This window comes from Acinetobacter sp. ANC 4204 (genome assembly GCF_002135205.1).
Classification (GTDB): domain Bacteria; phylum Pseudomonadota; class Gammaproteobacteria; order Pseudomonadales; family Moraxellaceae; genus Acinetobacter.
The window spans coordinates 91,379-107,807 of sequence record NZ_NEFZ01000011.1 but is presented as its reverse complement, the minus strand read 5'-3'; the positions used below and the strand labels follow the sequence as shown (position 1 = coordinate 107,807).

The following is a 16,429-nucleotide window of genomic DNA, read 5'->3' as shown; positions in this document are numbered from 1 at the left end:
CTGTAAGTACAGTTGAAATAAGACCCGAACAAGTCCATAACAGTTGTGCTGGCGACAATAGCAAGAGTGAACCACCTGATCCCTTCCCGAACTCAGAAGTGAAACCTCTTAGCGCTGATGGTAGTGTGGCGTTTGCCATGTGAGAGTAAGTCATCGCCAGCTCATTATTCAAAAGCCCCCTAACGATTAAGTTAGGGGGCTTTTTTTATTATGCGGTTAGCGAAATAGTGAATTTATTGTCATTGATTAATGCTGATGTCTTATCAGTATCTGGTTTTTGGTTTGGATCAACCTCATTCAAAAAATAGAGCTCAGCTTTTCATTGAAGCAGGTTGATGAAATCGTTTAATCACGCACCGTAAACGTCTAAGTACCTATAGTAAAAGAACATGAATTTGGCAGAACTTTGATCAAATTTTACATGATGCTCAGAATATAAAGGGGCATAGAATTGCCATAAAGATTATTCGGCAATATGAGAAGAAGAAATAAAATTCTTTTCCAAAAAAGAAACCCCGACATCCTGTCGAGGTTTCTTTGTATTTCAGTGCTTAGATACAACTCCTGTCATATCTCACATCCTGATGCTCAAACTGATTATTGTTGTTTTTCGTTTGGGAAACGTCCTGTCTCCTGATATTTTAAATATACGTTTTCGCTTATTTTAAAGCTAGTGATTACTTTCTTCAGTAGTTGTAAGCATTCACTTACAAGGATTCATCTTGTTACTAAAGCTTATACTGCAAGCATTTATTTCTCTTCTACAATGGATTGTAAGTAGTGTGATAGAAGAAATGAGACAAGGATGAATATTAAAGCCTTTCATAGACTGATTACATTGAGTGTGCTGTCTGTTCTAACGGCATGCCATGCGCAAACTCCATCAGAAACTCAGTCGAAAGAAAATCAGCCTAGTTCAGTTGTTGCAGTAACATCTATACAGATGAAACGTATCGCTGAGTTTAATGAACCATGGGCATTGGCTGTGTTAGCTGACGGGCGTTTATTGATTACTGAAAAGTCGGGGCAATTGATTTTATTTAATCCTAGAGATCAGAAAAAGACTTTTATTAAAAACCTACCTAAAGTGGCTTATGGTGGTCAGGGTGGATTCGGGGACATTGTTTTACATCCTAAGTTTGCACAAAACCATCAAATTTATCTCAGCTATGCAGAAGCAGGGCAAGGTGGCTATGGTGCAGTGGTGATTCGTGCAGATTTGAATTTAGATCAAGCACAGCCACAATTAGATAATATAACAACCATTTGGAAACAGGTACCTAAGGTTCGTGGGCAAGGGCATTATGCACATCGTGTACTGTTTGATGGTTTTGGAAAACTATGGATTAGCTCTGGTGAGAGACAGAAATTTGATCCTGCCCAAGACTTGACATCGAATCTTGGGAAAATCATTCGGATTAATGATGATGGCTCAGTGATAGTGGATAATCCTTTTCAGTCGCAAGGTGAAGTAGCGAAACAAGTCTGGAGTTTCGGGCATCGTAATCCTTTAGGTATGGCTTTTGATGAACAAGGTCAACTTTGGGTGGTTGAAATGGGTCCGAAAGGTGGTGATGAGCTTAATTTGATCCAGAAAGGGAAAAACTATGGTTATCCAGTGGTTTCCAATGGTGATCATTATAGTGGTTTGAATATCCCTGACCATGTTACGCGACCTGAGTTTGAAGCACCGAAATTGGACTGGACCCCTGTGATTTCTCCATCGAGTTTGATTTTTTATACGGGACAGATGTTTCCCAAGTGGCAGGGTAAAGCCATCATTGGCGGGCTTTCATCTGAAGCGTTGATTATTGTAGACACCACAGCACAGCTAGCAAAAGAAATTCAACGGATAGATATGAAACAACGTATCCGTGGTTTACAACAAGCGAAAGATGGCAGTATTTGGGTGATTGAGGATGGGAAGCATGCTGATTTAATTCAACTGGTCAAACTTTAGTCATATTAAAAGAAATATGACTAAGCGATGAATTTTAAATAGCAGAGTGTAGATCGGCATGGAAAACATTGGCTTGAATTTGAAGCAAGTTATGGTTTTCATTTCCATTATTGATACGCCAATGTGCAATTTTAATATTATCGACTAAGGCGATATCTCCTTGTTGCCATTGAACTAAAAGTGCATCACGATAGAGTGCATCAAAGTATTGCTGTTTTTCCTGATGCGTCCACTCAATTTTTTCACCTGTGTATGTGAAGAGTTCCCAAGACAATTGCATGTGATTCGCTGTAAAACCTGATTGAAGTGATCCGCGATGCTTACATATAGTTTGTGTCGTGTGGTGTGCAAAGGTATGGGTATTATTAGCAAAGACCCACGGTTGGATCGCTAGTCTTTGAGTATCAGGATGGGTGATGACGAAGGGAGAGCGTTTTAAGGTGAGTTTGGCTCTTTTATTGGTTAGCTTGCTTAAATAAAATGGGCTGTTCTTTAATAGTAAACGGTCTAATATATTGAGTTTACGGATTGAAATATAAGAAAAATGGCTCCACGCGCCTAAATATTTTTTTTGAATACTGGTTGGAAACTGGTTCCAAATTTTTTCTAAGTCATTAAAACCTGTTTCCGCCAGATGAGTGGAAGTCTGTTGGCAAAACAGTGCAACATAACGTGATCGGGTTGAATGCATACTTCCTTGGATATGTAAGTTTTGAATGGCATTCTCACGAGGTTTCAATTGTACGATATTGTGATTGTGGTACAGCTTCTCATTATTTATACCGAAAAGTTTTTCACTGTGCTTACGCATAAGTGTGGCAAACCAGCCCTGCGTATTCGGAGTAATACTATTCCTTGGTTCAAGTTGTAAATGTTGTTCAATAAGTTCGTAGAATTCATAGCTGCGTTCTATCTTGAAACCGCGGAATAATAAAATCCCATGCTGATGGAGTTGTTGCATGATTTCAGTACGATGAACTCTACAATAGGCTGCTAAAGCATCTGCCTGCGTATATTCAGGGTCTGCGACATAGATTTTGCAATAATCAGTTAAATATGTAGTACTCAGTTGCATGAGGATGTTCTCTGTTCTTCTTGTTTTTAATTTATTTTATATAAAAACGTTTTGCGCAAAACTGCCCGACGTTCAGATGGGCAAAAGTATAGAACGTAGTGCATTATATTGATGTAATATTTGGTTGCTATGCCTGATATAACGATAAACGGTCAGCTTAATCGCACTGTGGTTACGAATATCAAAAAATGAAAAACTTTAATAATAAAAGAATAGAGGATGTGTGATGCCAAGTACCCAAATTCATGTTCGTAAAAACTATAGTCAGGATGAAGCGCGAGCGATAATTGAAGCAGTCCATACGGCATTATCTACTGTGTTTCAACTCCCCCAATATGATCGCAATATTCGTTTAGTTGAGCATGCACCTGAGCATTTTGCGTATCCACTTTATTTAACACAACCCGCTTCTTTTACTTGGATTGAAGTTGATTGCTTTGTTGGAAGATCGCTAGAGACTAAACGAAGACTGTATCAACTCCTAGTTCAGCATTTAGCAGAGTTAGGTATTCCACAAGACCATATTTCTATTTTAATTCGTGAGTCTAACTTAGAGAATTGGGGGATACGAGGTGGTCAAGCCGCATCTGATGTTAATTTAGGATTTGATGTGAATATTTAAAATATCAAACTAGAATTAAAAAGCCCCCAACATCCTGTCGGGGGCTTTTTAAATTCTTTCAAACGGTATAACTCCTGTCCTACCGATCAGCATCCTGCTGTATATTTTATTATTTTTGTTTTTAATTGAGACTTCCTGTCTCTGTATGATTTAACTATAGCGTCGATACTGTTGATTGAAAAGCCGACAAATACTCAAGTTACTGTAAGCAATCGCGTACATAAGAATCTCATCTTTATGCGCTGACATATTTAATCAGTTTATCAATTGCTGCTTTTAGATTTTTCTCATCAAAAGGATTCGGTTCAAAATCTTCGGTTTTATTGCGTGAAAAAATATCCCGAATTTCAATCACGGCATTGGTATCGACTAGGCCGAGTTGAGTACCGACTTGGCGAATTTGGTCGATGGAGCGTGAGCCGTTGGTGCCACCATAACTAATATAAGCTGCAGGTTTGCCTTGCCACTCTTTGCCTAAATAGTCCAATGCATTTTTGAGTGCTGGACTATAGCCGTGATTATATTCAGGACTAATAAAAATAAAGGCATCGCCTTGGACAATGTGATCGGCCCATGCTTGTTGTTTAGGTTGATCATAAATGCCTGTCATAGGTGGGTTGGCACCTGCAAAAATTGGCAAATCCCACTCTTTTAAGTCGACCAATTCGAGTTGGACCGTATTGAGCCCAAGTTGTTCAAAGCCTTTTTGCACCCATCGCGCAACTTTAATGGCAGTACGCCCTTCGCGGACACTGCCAATAATGACTTGAATTTTCATGCAAAATCCTTGGAAAATAAATGTGATCACGTTACGGTAGTATGAAAATTAAGCTTTGCATAGATTGAATATGTATCTGATGGATAAATGTTTGAGGCATTAAAAAAGCCCCCGAAGGAGCTTTGAATGACACACAGACGGTCGATCTGTGGCTTTACATAATTTTGATGCCTTGTTGTCCGGCAGGGGTCACTTTGAAGATTTCAACTTCAAAGGTAATATCTTTACCTGCCAATGGATGATTAAAATCTACTTCGGTGATGTCATCACCTACAGTTTTAACCACACCATAAAGACTTTGTTTGGCTTTGTCTTCAAACTCAATCATGTGACCTTCGATTGGTCGCTGTTCAAATTTAACCGTATCAAACTTTTGTACATTCTCAGGGTTCCAAGGACCAAAAGCATCTTCTGGTGGTAGGCTTACGGTACGGCGGTCACCAGCTCGTAAACCAAACAGCGCCTTTTCAAAACCGGGCAATAGGCTACCATCACCCATCACGAGACTCACAGGTTCTTCACGGCTACGCGTATTGTCAATTTCCACGCCATTTTCAATGGAAACAGAAAAATGTAACTCAACTTTTGAGCCTTCGCTTACGCGAGTTTCTTCATTAGGATTAATAAAATCAGTCATTTTTTACTTCGGTACGTTGGATACGATTTTTTTCGAGAAAAAAGGTATCGATCAACAAAAGGATAGTTCCAAGCGTAATTGAGCTGTCAGCAATATTAAACGCAGGGAAGTGGCTGTTTTGATAGTACACATGAATGAAATCAACCACATAGCCTAAGCTAATACGGTCGATTAAATTGCCTATAGCACCACCTAGAATAAGCGCAATTGCAATGGGCAGTACTTTTACTGTTTTTGGCATACGCATCAGCCAGAACAGGAAAATGACAGACACAATACCAGCAAGAGAGGTAAAGAAATAGCGTTGCCACCCACCAGCATCGGACAAGAAACTAAAGGCTGCGCCATAGTTATGCAATAAGGTCCAATTTAAAAAGGGCAGAACTGGTACTGGATCTGCATAATTCAGATGGGTACTGGCAATCCATTTGGTCCATTGATCTAAGACAATGGCTAGAATAGCCAAGCCTACCCACACTAAATTGTGCGTATAGAATTGGAATAAGCCCTTTTTCTGTTGAGGGTTAGGCATATTTTCTCTCTTCGCCTTGGCCTGTAGGAAGGTTGATAATACAACGTCCACATAAACCTGGATGTGTAACATGTGTATTCACATCTGGTAGAACATGCCAGCAGCGTACACATTTTTCACCATCAGCAGCTGAGACTTGAACATTCAGACCTGCCAGATCAGAGGCTTCACCTTGAGTTGCATCGAATGCATTAACCAAGACTTGTGAAGTGATCATAACAAAGCGAAGTTCATCATCTAGACGATCCAGTACGTCTTTGAGTTCTGCATCTGCCCACAGTTCAACTTTGGCAGAGAGATTTGAACCTACGATTTTCGCGGTACGCGCAGTTTCGATGAACTTGTTCACCGCAGACTTCACTGCAATCAGCGTTTGCCAATCGGCTTCAGACAACAAGTTTGCTTTTGAAGCCACAGGAATGTCATACCATTCCGCAGTGAACACATATTTCTCAGTTTGTTCTGGAATCAGTGGCCATGCTTCTTGAGCGGTAAAGCTTAAGATTGGTGACATCCAACGTACAAAGGCTTGCACCAAATGATACAGCGCAGTTTGAGCTGAATGGCGCGCTTGTGAATCTGCTTTGGTGGTGTACTGACGGTCTTTGATGATGTCGAGGTAGAAACCACCCAAGTCATTGATACAGAAGTTGGTCAGTGCATTTGCCACGATATGGAAGTTCATATCTTCATAGGCTTGCTGAACAGTTTTCTGTACGTCCGCTGCACGTTGCAAAATGTATTGATCAAGTGCGATCAATTGATCTACAGGAAGTGCATCCGTCGATGGTTTGAAACCATTCAAGTTTGCCAATAAGAAACGCAAAGTATTACGAATACGACGGTAGCCGTCTGATGCACGGTTAAAGATTTCTTTACCAGCGGTCATTTCATAACGGTAATCGGCCGATGCAATCCAGAAACGTAAGCCGTCTGCACCCATATCTTTAATGATGTCTTGTGGGGTGATGATGTTGCCCAAAGATTTTGACATCTTACGGCCTTTTTCATCCACCACGAAGCCATGGGTCAGTAAGCCTTTGTACGGTGCACGTTCATTGATCGCAATCGAAGTGAGCAATGAAGACTGGAACCAACCACGATGTTGGTCTGAACCTTCAAGGTATAAATCGGCTGGATCGGTGAGTTCTTCGCGTTCACGCAGCACGGCATAGTGCGTTGTGCCTGAGTCGAACCACACGTCTAAAGTGTCACGTACACAGTTGTACTGTTCCGCTTCATCCCCGATAAAGTCTTTCGCTTCACGGTTATACCAAGCGTCAATCCCTTCTTGTTCGATCAATTTCGCGACTTCTTCGATCAACTCTGCTGTGCGCGGATGGAGTTCGTTGGTGTCTTTATGCACGAAGAATGGGATTGGCACGCCCCACGTACGTTGACGTGAAATACACCAGTCTGGACGACCTTCGATCATGGCTTGAATACGATTTTTACCCCAATCAGGCACAAAGCTGATCTCGTTTTCGATCGCATTTAAAGCGTTTTGACGCAGACCTTGTGCATCCATGCTGATAAACCACTGTGGGGTCGCACGGAAGATAATCGGTGTTTTATGGCGCCAGCAGTGTGGGTAGCTATGTTTGATCGGTTGATGTGCCCATAAGCGACCAACTGCATCCAATGCTTCAATGATTTTTGGATTGGCTTTGTAGATGTGCTCGCCTGCAAAAATCGGTGAAGTTGGTAAATACACACCATTACCACCCACTGGGTTTTCAACTTTTAAGTTGTACTGTAAGCCAACTTTATAGTCATCTACACCATGGCCAGGTGCAGTATGTACCGCCCCTGTACCGCTGGTTGCAATGACATGTTCACCCAAAATCACAGGCACTTGACGGTCTGTAATCAAAGGATGTTGTAATAATAAGTTTTCGATAGCCGAACCCGTGAAATCAGCTAAAACGATAGGGTTTTCAAGCTTATAACGCTCAACTGCCGACTCAACCAAGTCTTTAGCTAAAATAAAGTTTTGCACGCCACGGTCGGTGCTAACTTGAACAAGTTGATAGTCAATTTCAGCATGGACGGCAACCGCTTGGTTTGCAGGCAAAGTCCAAGGCGTGGTGGTCCAAATTACGATATCTGTTGCAGCGTCTACGTTGATATTTAAACGTGCGCTTAAGTCTTTTAAGTCGACAACCGTAAAGCCAACGTCAATCGCGTCAGATTTTTTATCTTCATATTCCACTTCGGCTTCAGCCAAAGCTGAACCACAGTCTAAACACCAATTCACAGGTTTAAGACCTGGTTCGATATGGCCTGCTTTTGCAATCGCGCCAACAGAGCGCACAATGTCCGCTTCCTGCTTGAAGTTCATGGTCAGGTAAGGATTGTCCCAGTCACCAAACACGCCCATACGTACAAAGTCTTTCTTTTGCAGTTCAACTTGGGTGTAAGCATATTCACGGCAGGCTTTACGGAAAGTAGAAGCATCCACCTTCACGCCCACTTTACCGACTTTCTCTTCTACTTTCAGTTCAATTGGAAGGCCGTGACAGTCCCAACCCGGTACATAAGGGGCATCGAAGCCGTCGAGAATACGACTTTTAATAATGATATCTTTTAAAACTTTATTGACCGCATGACCCAAGTGAATTTGGCCATTTGCATAAGGAGGGCCATCATGCAGAACATATTTTTTCTTACCAATACGCGACGCACGAATCTGCTGATAAATGTTGTCGGCATACCACTCTTCTAACCATTTTGCTTCACGCACCGCAAGGTTTGCTTTCATAGCAAATTCGGTACCTGGGAGGTTGAGTGTGGCTTTATAATCCACTGCATTTTCAGTAGTTTGCTTATCGCTCATGCAAGATGTCTTCCAGTTTAATCAGCGGCTCGGCTGACGCGTTTTACATAAAATTGATTGGTATTTAAAAGGGAAATGTGGGGGTGTTTTGGCGGAACTCAAGCAGTTTCACCACATCATCATCAATTCCCGCTTTTAGTGCTTCCAGCGAAGGGTAGTTCTTTTCACCATGTAAGTAGTTCAAGAAAGTGACCCGCATTAACAAGCCATACAGATTAGCAGAAACATCAGGGAAATGTACTTCTAATCGCCATTCTGGCTGTGCTTGTTGAATGGCTGGACGTGTTCCGACATGACCCGCACCAAAAAGCGCTGAATGGTCATATCCTGCAACCCCTAATCGATCAGGGTGGTCTGCTTTCACTTTGTCGCGTAAAGACGTGGTTTCACACATCACATCTACACCATAAATGCCGTTTAAACAGGGTTTATGTCGGTTTAAACGTACATTAATAGTTGGAAAATCAAGGGTTCGGCCAATTTGGTCGCCATATTGTACCCGACCCGTAATGCTATAAGGGCGCCCTAATAACTGAGCAGCCAGCGCCAAGTCCCCTGCGGCCAGTGTTTGGCGAATCCGAGTTGAACTGACGCGTTCACCTGCTGAGAGGATGGTTTCTAGATTGTGGACTTGAAAACCATAGTTTTCTAGAAATTCGCTGTTGCCTTGGCGGTTTTTACCAAAGTGAAAGTCATCGCCTAAAACCAAACTTTGGGCATTGAGTTTTTCTTTTAAAATATCGGCAAATTGTTCTGCACTTAAACTGCGGAAGCTGTTGTCAAATTTCGCGACCGCAATATAGTCCACACCCAGCTCAGTTAAATATTCGACTTTTTCACGTAATGATGAAATACGCGGTGGAGCATCATAACCTTTAAAGAATTCAAGTGGTTGAGGCTCAAAAATCATCACCACTGTTTTTAGGTTGTGTTGTTTTGCAACGGCTTTGAGCTGATGAATCATGGCTTGATGACCCAAATGCACCCCGTCAAAATTACCGATGGTGACAACGGTTTTTTCTAATTCAGAGTGTGAGGGCAAAGCATGTAGACGGAGCAGCTTCATGGGCAAATCAAGTGCTTAGAATAAATAACGGCTTATATATTGCCATATTCTTGGGCATTCGTCTTGTGGTTGTTTTTTGACAATGCAAAATTTCGTAGAAAGTTCACATATATCATTTTAATTGATTTATTTAATGTAAATTAATCAATTTTTCTTATTTATAGTTTTGGTTAGTATAAATGTAGTTTCTAATGAGGACCAACTCATGCAAAAACCATTTACACAACTTGGACAGCGGCAAAATCTGATCCGTCAATTCACCCCCAACTGGTTCACTGTCAGTATGGGAACAGGTGTTGTGGCATTAATTGTATCAGAGTTTCCGATGTTAAAGGCATTCACATGGCAATTCGGCACAGGGCTGTGGTATTTCAATATTTTACTGTTCGTACTTTTTAGTGTGCTATATGGCTTACGTTGGGCATTTTATCCGCACGAAGCCAAACAGATTTTTCAACATCCAAGCATGAGTCTATTTTTAGGGACGATCCCGATGGCGCTGGCTACCATCCTCAATGGCTTTTTAAAGTATGGTCAGCCTATTTATGGCGACACAGCTGTACAGATTGCCCAAACGCTCTGGTATGCCGATGTGGTCTTGGCGCTCTTGGTGGCGTGGGCAGTTCCTTTTGCCATGTATAGACATCAGGAGCATGCTTTACAGCAGATGACTGCGGTGTGGTTATTGCCGATCGTGGCCTGTGAAGTTGCAGCCAGCAGTGGTGGTTTATTGCTGGGGCATTTGGCAGCTGATACTCATGCTGTTGCGATTTTATTGGGTAGTTATGTGTTGTGGGGTGTTTCAGTATTACCTGCCTTTGCAATTTTAACGATTTTAATGTTGCGTTTGGTCTTACATAAATTGCCTGAAAAAGAGTTGGCGGTCAGCAGTTGGTTGGCTTTGGGACCGATAGGGACTGCTGCTTTGGCGTTATTGGTTTTGGGGCATCAGGCACCGATGCTGATGGCGAGTTTGGGCTTAGCACAACTGGGTCAGTTATTTCAGCAGGCGGGAATTTTGGCCAGTTTAATTCTGCTGGGTTTTGGGCTGTGGTGGTTGGGAATTGCGGTACTGACGACTTTGCACCATGCCAAACAGGACTTACCATTTAATTTGGGTTGGTGGGGACTGACCTTCCCATTGGGCGTATATACACTGGCAATCTTAACTCTAGCCCAACAACTCAATTTGGCCTTCCTGTATGCTGTTGGCTATGCTTTTGCAGCCATACTGATGTTGTTATGGAGTTTGGTTGCAACCAAGACGGCACAAGGTTTTTATCAAGGGGATTTGTTCTTTTCGCCGTGCTTAAAAACCTATTTAGAACAGCAGTATAAATGAGGTCTACAATCCTTTCAGTTTAAAGCGCCATCTGATCTTATGTAGGTTGTTTGAGCAGAGACCACAGGCGCTTTTCTTTCGGATCGATTTGTTTTCTAATGGCACGCATGAAGTCTGTTAATTGAGTATTTTATGTCGGATGTTGCACTAATCATGGCTTTGCCGAATGAGTCTAAAGGATTGTTTGAGCAAGCAGGGATTGAAGTCCATTACAGCGGTATTGGTAAAGTCAACGCGGCCTATAAAGCATTTGAAGTGATTCAAAAAACAGGCTGTAAAACCCTGATTAATTTAGGTACAGCAGGCAGTACTTATTTTGATAAGCATGAATTGGTTGAAGTTTCTCAATTTGTACAACGCGACATGGATGTCTCTCCACTGGGTTTCGCTGTCGGTTTTACCCCATTTGACACCATGCATCCTGCGGAAATTCATTTAGAACCGTTTTTCCAACAACTCCGCACTGGCATCTGTGGAACAGGGGATAGCTTTGAAACGGGTGAACCCAAAGTACCGTGTCATTTGGTTGATATGGAAGGATATGCGCTGGCAAAGGTCTGTAAAAAACAGGGTGTTCGCCTAATTTCGGTCAAATATATTTCAGATGGTGCCAACGACACCGCGCATTTGGACTGGGAAGACAATTTGTTATTGGGAGCTCAGAAATTATTAGCATTATTTGAAAGTATCTGAGGCTTTGATTCTGTCTTTTTCAATTCGGCGACCATAGAGTGCTATGGTCGTATGCCAAAATTACTCAGCTTTGAATAATGCAGACGGTGTTCGCGGGATCACGCCATACAGCATCATATGCACGGTATGTTGAATGACTCGTTGTTGCATACTGCGGTTACGTAGGGTTTTACCTGTTACCATTTCCATTTGCGTGGCAAAATCAGCATAGTTTTGTGTTAATGCCCAAATGTTGAGGATTAACAGCTCAGGGTCTATTTCAGTTGAAATTTTACCTTGCTCTTGCCAATTGCTAATGACTTTGGCTTTACGTTTGACCAACTTCTTTAAAGGCCCTTTAAGGATTTCCAAAATATGCGGAGCTCCTTGGATCACTTCTAACGCAAACAAGCGAGACGCTTTCGGTTGAGTCCGAGAAACCTCAATCTTTTGCAATAAGTAGTTGGTGATCGCTTCTTCCGGCTCTAAGTCAGCTTCTAACATTTGTAGTGGGGCTAACCATTTTTGTAAAACCGTCGTTAAAACTTCAACGTACAAAGCTTCTTTATTTTCATAGTAATAGAAAATATTCGATTTGTGCATTTCAGCAATCTGTGCGATTTCATCTAAGCTTGCTCCATTAAATCCATAGAGCGAGAAGACATCTAATGCAGCATTCAGCAGCTGGTGGCGTTTTTGAGTACTCTTTTTCTGTTCCATTCTCTAATTTAAAAAACAATAAAAAGGGGGAAGGACAAATTGTACGGCAAATCATCAGATTTGTGCACAAAGTGGAAATTTAATTTTTTGAATAATGATCATTTATTCTGTAGATTGGCTCTTAAATTGCGATAAATTCTAAAAGTTGTCCAATAAAATATAATTATATAAAAACTATTTTGTCTAAACTATATGAAATGATTCAATGTGAAGTGGCATGTTTTGATAAAAATAACGTGAAATTTATTACATTATTTAAAATAAAGTATGCTCAATTCATATGATGGTCTTGTGTTTTTTTACTGAAATTCAGCATAAAAAATCCTTAGCGCCCCAAACTAAGGATTTTTTAGTCTACTTATGTGGCTAAAACCGCATTTAACACCTGCTGTTCAAGGATGTTGAACTGCATATCTTTGATGCGAGGGCGAGGCAGGTCGACTTGAAACTCTTTGGCAATATGGCCACGGTCCAGCAAAATGATTCGATCGGCCAGTTGAACAGCCTCACTAACATCATGGGTGACTAATATGGCGGTAAAGCCTTGTTCCGTCCATAATTTTTCAATCAAATTCTGCATGTCTAAGCGGGTTAAGGCATCGAGTGCTCCCAAAGGTTCATCGAGCAATAAAATCCGTGGTTTATGCGATAAAGCCCGTGCCAAAGCGGTCCGTTGACGCTGTCCCCCAGAGAGCTGTGAAGGCCAAAGTCCCGCTTTTTCTTTGAGTCCGACTTTTTCAAGCAAACCCGAGGCAGTGGCATGTTGTTGTTTCGGCAACCCCAGTTGTACGTTTTGTTCAATGGAGCGCCATGGCAGCAGTCGTGGATCTTGGAACATGACCCGTATATCGTCTGTGGTAATCCCTTCGCGGAGGTGTCGTGCGGACTTAAACTTAATTTCGCCGTAGCTTTGTTGTTCTAAGTTGGCAATCAGGCGCAGGAGGGTACTTTTACCACAACCACTGCGTCCGACAATGGCTAAAAACTCACCCGGCTGAATATGCAGATCTAAGTCTTCAAGGACTTTAACTGAACCATAAAACTTATGCAGTTGTTCGATAATAATTTCGGCCCCAAGCACCGCTTGAGGGTTAATGTCTTGATTGTGATTTGGCGGCGACGGAATATTGGCATGGCGACCAAGGCTTAAATCAGTCATCTCAGACTCCTTATTTTTGGTATCCTGCATGCCAGCGCAGCAGGTATTTTTCTAATGTGACGGCCAGTACATCAGCCAATTTTCCAAGTAGGGCATACAGTAAAATCCCCACCAAAACGATGTCAGTCTGTAAAAATTCACGTGCATTCATGGTCATATAACCGATGCCGGCTTGGGCTGAAATGGTTTCGGCAACGATCAGCAGAACCCACACTAAACCCAGTGAAAAGCGCAGTCCGACCAAAATAGAGGGCATCGCACCCGGTAAAATAATTTCTTTATACAGTTGCCAACGGGTCAAACCATAGCTTTTCCCCATTTCAATCAGTTGTGGATCTACCGAACGTATACCGTGATAGGTGTTAATGTAAATGGGGAAAAAGACCCCGACCGCAACCAAGAACAGCTTGGCGGTTTCATCAATCCCGAACCATAAGATCACCAACGGAATAAGTGCCAGTGCAGGAATGTTTCGGATCATTTGTAGGGTGGTGTCGAGCAGGGTTGACGCCGTTTTCGATGAACCATTTAACAAACCCAGAAAGAGCCCTAAACCCCCACCCACCAACAGGCCGAGTAAGGCACGGCCTGCACTGACTTGCACATGCTTCCATAGTTCACCACTCAGTAGCAGGTGCCAAAAAGCAGTAACTACTGCCGTTGGTGCAGGTAAAATCCGACTTTCTAAAAGTCCTGTGCTGGAGGCAATTTGCCAAAGCACAATCAAGCCGATAGGAAAGAGCCAAGGCAGCAATAGCTGCCCCAACTGAGTTCCACGTGAAACCTTTTCCTGCTGGAGGGTTTGCACTGAAACGATTTTGGACATTAGGCAGGCTCCTGAATCACTTTGGTTTTTTTGTTTTCATCGGGTGTGTAGTTGTTTGCCACAATCTCACCAAAGGGGCCTGTTAAATTTGGTTGTGCTAACTTTGCTTGAGTTTCGAGCGGCAGGAGTGGAAACACCAACTCGGCAAAACGAATCGACTCTTCAAGATGTGGATAGCCTGAGAAAATAAAGGTGCTGATGCCCAAGTCGGCATATTCTTGAATACGGGCTGCAACCGTTTCAGGGTCGCCAACCAATGCCGTACCTGCACCCCCACGAACCAGACCTACGCCTGCCCAAAGGTTGGGAGACACTTCAAGTTTGCTGCGGTCACCATTGTGTAGTTCAGCCATGCGACGTTGACCGACCGAGTCCATGCTCTTAAATTTGGCCTGTGCTGCAGCAATGGTGGCATCATCGACATACTGGATGAGCTCTTCCGCCGCTTGCCATGCTTGTTCATTGGTTTCACGCACAATCACATGCAGACGTATGCCATAGTTGAGCGTACGGCCTTTAGCTTCGGCTTTGGCACGGACAGTGTCAATTTTGTCTTTAACAGCAGCAGGAGGTTCGCCCCATGTCAGATAAGTGTCAACCTGATCAGTGGCTAACTCGATGGCATCATCCGATGAGCCGCCAAACCAAAGTGGAGGGTAGGGTTGTTGCACAGGTGGATATAGCAGTTTTGCATTATCTACGTTTAGGCGTTCGCCATGAAAGGTAAAGCTTTCACCTGTATGGGAGCGGGTTAAAATCTCACGCCAAATTTTGACGTATTCATTGGCAGTTTTATAGCGAGTGGAGTGGTCTTCATAAACGCCATCGCCTTGCAGTTCTTTTTCATCGCCACCTGTCACCAAGTTCAATAAAACCCGACCATTGGAGAGACGGTCAAAGGTGGCTGCCATCCGTGCAGCCAGTGCCGGAGTGGTCACGCCTGGACGCAGTGCAACTAGGAATTTTAATTTTTTCGTGGCATCAATCAGGCTGGCTGCGGTCAACCATGGGTCTTCACATGAACGACCTGTTGGAATCAGCACACCTTCATAGCCCAAATTATCCACGGCAACCGCAATCTGTTTCATATAGGCATGGTCCACTTGACGAGCACCTTTGCTGGTACCTAAGTAGCGACTGTCACCGTGAGTTGGGATAAACCAGAAAATTTTCATTTTAAAAAATCCTTAGATAGAGTCGTTTAAGGTTTGCTCGGTGCAACCCAAACGGTACTTTGAACTTGAATGTGTTTCGGAATGAGCTGGACCTGTTGGAACAAGTCCGCAATTTGTTGTTGTGCTTGCACCACTTCAGGCGTCAGGGTTTGAATCGGTGAAGGCTTCAGACGTTTGTCGATGACCCGTTGAGCAATAGAAGGCTGTAAACCCGTACTTTGGGTATAGACCAAAAGTGCTTGTGCTTGGTTTTTTAGTACCCATTGATCGGCCTGATTCAGCCCATGAATGAACTGAGCGGTGGCTTCAGGGTAGGTCTGAATGAATTTCGGGTTGCCAATATAAAAAGAATAGGTTTGCGGAAATGCTGTGCCATCAATCAAGACTTTGGCCTGTGCATCCTGCTCTGCTGCACTGAGGTAGGGTTCCCAAATGGCCCATGCATCGATGGATTGTTTATCAAACGCGGCACGTGCATCCGCAGGGGGCAGCCAAATTGGTTGAATGTCCTGCCAGCTGAGTCCTGCTTTTTGTAGAACTTTCGCCAGTAACTCACGCGCGCTTGAGCCGCGTTGTACCGCAATCCGCTTGCCTTTTAGGTCTTGAATTGAATCAATGGAACTATTTTTAGCAATCAACAGCGCTTGAGCATTGGCTGGAACTTGTTCATAACCGACATAACTGAGTTCTTTGTCAGCAGCTTGGGCAAAGATTGGTGGGGTATTGCCCACTGAGCCAAAATCAACTGCACCGACGGCCAAGGCTTCTAGCATTTGTGGCCCAGCGGGGAATTCTTTCCATTCAATTTTGGCTTGAGGAAATTGTTGCTCAAATAATTTTTGCTCACGTGCGACCAACAGGTTCAAAGACGACTTTTGATAGCCAATCGACAGGGTTTTAACTGGATCTGCTGCCTGCTTTTCAGAAGTATTTGTTGCTGCCGTGTCTTGCTTTTGGCATGCCCCGAGTCCCAGACTCAAGGTGACGATGCCAATACTGGAAACTATTTTAAGTGTTTTCATAATGATC

At 42.9% G+C, this 16,429-nt stretch carries 15 protein-coding genes and 1 rRNA gene; 5 read left to right on the top strand and 11 right to left on the bottom strand.

Annotated features, from left to right (window positions below; genetic code table 11):
- The first annotated feature begins 47 nt into the window (after positions 1-47).
- A 5S ribosomal RNA gene (rrf, locus tag B9T36_RS17665) occupies positions 48-162 on the top strand.
- A 643-nt stretch (positions 163-805) separates the two neighbouring features.
- Positions 806-1,960: a PQQ-dependent sugar dehydrogenase gene (locus B9T36_RS17660; RefSeq protein WP_086210746.1), complete on the top strand. Its 1,155-nt coding sequence runs from the start codon at positions 806-808 to the stop codon at positions 1,958-1,960.
- A gap of 34 nt (positions 1,961-1,994) precedes the next feature.
- Here B9T36_RS17660 and B9T36_RS17655 read toward each other — a convergent pair whose 3' ends face one another.
- On the bottom strand, positions 1,995-3,035 hold the full coding sequence (locus B9T36_RS17655) for a TauD/TfdA family dioxygenase (RefSeq protein ID WP_086210745.1): 1,041 nt from the start codon (positions 3,033-3,035) through the stop codon (positions 1,995-1,997).
- Positions 3,036-3,261: 226 nt separating this feature from the next.
- Here B9T36_RS17655 and B9T36_RS17650 point away from each other — a divergent pair, with 226 nt between their 5' ends.
- A complete protein-coding gene (locus B9T36_RS17650; protein WP_086210744.1) occupies positions 3,262-3,657 on the top strand; it encodes a tautomerase family protein in 396 nt (131 codons plus the stop codon).
- A gap of 235 nt (positions 3,658-3,892) precedes the next feature.
- On the opposite strand, the gene B9T36_RS17645 is transcribed toward B9T36_RS17650, so the two are convergent.
- From B9T36_RS17645 to ribF, 5 genes are all read right to left on the bottom strand, one after another.
- A complete protein-coding gene (locus B9T36_RS17645; protein ID WP_086210743.1) occupies positions 3,893-4,435 on the bottom strand; it encodes an NADPH-dependent FMN reductase in 543 nt (180 codons plus the stop codon).
- A 154-nt stretch (positions 4,436-4,589) separates the two neighbouring features.
- The gene (locus B9T36_RS17640) at positions 4,590-5,072 is read right to left on the bottom strand and encodes an FKBP-type peptidyl-prolyl cis-trans isomerase (RefSeq protein ID WP_086210742.1); all 483 of its coding nucleotides are present in this window, start codon (positions 5,070-5,072) and stop codon (positions 4,590-4,592) included.
- Positions 5,065-5,604 (bottom strand): signal peptidase II, encoded by a 540-nt coding sequence (gene lspA / locus B9T36_RS17635; RefSeq protein WP_086210741.1) that lies wholly within the window; start codon positions 5,602-5,604, stop codon positions 5,065-5,067. Before lspA ends, B9T36_RS17640 begins: the two co-directional genes overlap by 8 nt.
- Complete coding sequence (gene ileS / locus B9T36_RS17630; RefSeq protein WP_086210740.1) at positions 5,597-8,440, bottom strand: isoleucine--tRNA ligase; 2,844 nt, start codon at positions 8,438-8,440, stop codon at positions 5,597-5,599. Before ileS ends, lspA begins: the two co-directional genes overlap by 8 nt.
- Positions 8,441-8,504: 64 nt before the next feature.
- On the bottom strand, positions 8,505-9,506 hold the full coding sequence (gene ribF, locus B9T36_RS17625; protein ID WP_086210739.1) for a bifunctional riboflavin kinase/FAD synthetase: 1,002 nt from the start codon (positions 9,504-9,506) through the stop codon (positions 8,505-8,507).
- Positions 9,507-9,711: 205 nt separating this feature from the next.
- On the opposite strand from ribF, the gene B9T36_RS17620 reads away from it, so the two are divergent.
- Together B9T36_RS17620 and B9T36_RS17615 are read left to right on the top strand one after the other, a co-directional pair.
- Positions 9,712-10,848 (top strand): TDT family transporter, encoded by a 1,137-nt coding sequence (locus B9T36_RS17620; protein ID WP_086210738.1) that lies wholly within the window; start codon positions 9,712-9,714, stop codon positions 10,846-10,848.
- A 132-nt stretch (positions 10,849-10,980) separates the two neighbouring features.
- Positions 10,981-11,541 (top strand): 5'-nucleosidase, encoded by a 561-nt coding sequence (locus tag B9T36_RS17615; RefSeq protein WP_004684171.1) that lies wholly within the window; start codon positions 10,981-10,983, stop codon positions 11,539-11,541.
- A 60-nt stretch (positions 11,542-11,601) separates the two neighbouring features.
- Here the strand turns inward: B9T36_RS17615 and B9T36_RS17610 are convergent, their stop codons facing one another.
- The 5 genes from B9T36_RS17610 to B9T36_RS17590 form a co-directional block, all read right to left on the bottom strand.
- Positions 11,602-12,240 carry a TetR/AcrR family transcriptional regulator gene (locus tag B9T36_RS17610; RefSeq protein ID WP_058868590.1) on the bottom strand — a complete coding sequence of 213 codons (639 nt, stop codon included), beginning with the start codon at positions 12,238-12,240 and terminating at the stop codon, positions 11,602-11,604.
- A 358-nt stretch (positions 12,241-12,598) separates the two neighbouring features.
- The gene (locus B9T36_RS17605; protein ID WP_086210737.1) at positions 12,599-13,399 is read right to left on the bottom strand and encodes an ABC transporter ATP-binding protein; all 801 of its coding nucleotides are present in this window, start codon (positions 13,397-13,399) and stop codon (positions 12,599-12,601) included.
- Positions 13,400-13,409: 10 nt separating this feature from the next.
- Complete coding sequence (gene ssuC, locus B9T36_RS17600) at positions 13,410-14,225, bottom strand: aliphatic sulfonate ABC transporter permease SsuC (RefSeq protein ID WP_063454421.1); 816 nt, start codon at positions 14,223-14,225, stop codon at positions 13,410-13,412.
- Positions 14,225-15,400, bottom strand: coding sequence for an FMNH2-dependent alkanesulfonate monooxygenase (ssuD, locus tag B9T36_RS17595; RefSeq protein ID WP_086210736.1), 1,176 nt, complete (start codon positions 15,398-15,400; stop codon positions 14,225-14,227). The genes ssuC and ssuD overlap by 1 nt, the downstream gene beginning before the upstream one ends.
- A 26-nt stretch (positions 15,401-15,426) precedes the next feature.
- Entirely contained in the window at positions 15,427-16,422 is a 996-nt protein-coding gene (locus B9T36_RS17590) for an aliphatic sulfonate ABC transporter substrate-binding protein (protein WP_086210735.1), read from the bottom strand.
- Between the last annotated feature and the right edge of the window lie 7 nt (positions 16,423-16,429).